Consider the following 1,122-nt stretch of genomic DNA (forward strand, 5'->3'; position numbering starts at 1 on the left):
ATTATCTGTAAGTTTTGATTATCCTTAAAATCTATAAACACATAGCAATTTCAAGGATAATCAAGGAATAATTACAGATAATGTTATACTATTTTAAGCCGCATAATCGCAAGATCATCTCCTCGTTTCCTTCCCACATTGATTCAGCAGGATTGGGCGTGTCATTATAGGATGCTTTTTTTAATGCGTCTCGCATCATTGCCAAATCTGCTATTGCATAAATAGATGTTGTATTTATATGGGAATGACCTAAAAATTCCTTTATATATGAAAGAGGTACACCAGATTTATATAGTGCCATAGCCCGGGAGTGGCGATATACATGTGCATGGAGATTATCCGGGACATCATTGCACTCCTTTTTTGCGGATTTTCCATATCTTCGAATAAAATTTGCCACATTTTCAGGCGACATCGGACCAGTTTTACCTTTTATAACGGTATAAAACAGATATGCTTCTGGCTTGCGATTATCACTAGGATGAAACTTTTCAAGATAAGCCCTTAGGTGTTCCACGGTTTTATCCATCAATGGGATTTGCCTTGTTTTCTCTCCTTTTCCAGTAAGATATACATATGGATTGGATAAATTAAGATTAAAATCCCCAAGCTTCAAATCCAGTATTTCCTGCATGCGTGCTCCCGTATCGTATAGGAGAATCATAAAAAATCTATCCCTATATCCATTCCTTTTGGAAATATCCGGTTGTCTGAATACAGCAGCCACAGCTTCTTCAGACATATATTTTAATGGCTGTTTTCCTGCTTTTTGTACAGGAACGTTTTTTACCTTAACATAATTGTCCATCAGGGCCGGATCCTGTATAGCTGCATAATTGAGAAATGAATTAATTCCAGCTAGTCTCTGGTTGCGACTGGAAGTGCTGCATCCTCTGGATGCCTGAATCCAGTCCAGAAATTCATTTACCGTCTGGTAATTGAACAATTCAAATGTGATTTCTGTAAAAGGAATGTTTTTACATTTGAACAAAAACGTTCTGTACAGGTTAATTGTATCCCTGTATGATTTTACCGTATTGGGACTGCATCTGCGCTGCTGGGTAAGATAGACAGTCAGAAATTCGCGAAGGTAAGTGAAAAACTTACTGTTTTTGTTCATCT

Annotated in this window: 1 protein-coding gene; it reads right to left on the reverse strand. The window is 37.3% G+C overall.

Features of this window, described 5'->3' with window-relative positions; all coding sequences use genetic code 11:
- Positions 1–88: 88 nt before the first annotated feature.
- A partial coding sequence (locus BM299_RS18790) for a tyrosine-type recombinase/integrase (RefSeq protein WP_092488088.1) occupies positions 89–1,122 on the reverse strand: 1,034 nt, incomplete at its 5' end.

The organism is Desulfoscipio geothermicus DSM 3669 (assembly GCF_900115975.1).
In the GTDB taxonomy this organism is placed as follows: domain Bacteria; phylum Bacillota; class Desulfotomaculia; order Desulfotomaculales; family Desulfallaceae; genus Desulfoscipio; species Desulfoscipio geothermicus.